The organism is Paraburkholderia sp. SIMBA_053 (genome assembly GCF_046534895.1).
In the GTDB taxonomy this organism is placed as follows: domain Bacteria; phylum Pseudomonadota; class Gammaproteobacteria; order Burkholderiales; family Burkholderiaceae; genus Paraburkholderia; species Paraburkholderia caledonica.
Genome location: NZ_JAWRXU010001408.1, coordinates 1 through 246, shown reverse-complemented (window position 1 = coordinate 246; position 246 = coordinate 1). Strand labels below are relative to the sequence as shown.

The window sequence follows — 246 nt, the reverse complement described above, 5'->3', positions numbered from 1 at the left end:
GGCAGCACCCTGGATGCGGTCGTCTATGACGAGGGCAGCAGCAAGGGGATGGTCAGCTTCGGTGGCGCGGCCGGTACCGTGCTCAACAACGTCGCCGACGGCAACATCGCCGCGGGCAGCCGCCAGGCGGTCAACGGCGGCCAGATCGATTCGCTGCGCAATGCCCTGGAAGGCAAGATCAGCGGGCTCGACGGCCGCGTCACCAAGGCCGAAAAGGACCTGAAGAACGCGACCGGCAGCGTGCCC

At 67.9% G+C, this 246-nt stretch carries 1 pseudogene; it reads left to right on the top strand.

Annotated features, from left to right (window positions below):
* Positions 1 to 246, top strand: a pseudogene (locus SB753_RS40235) (hypothetical protein); the annotation flags it as partial.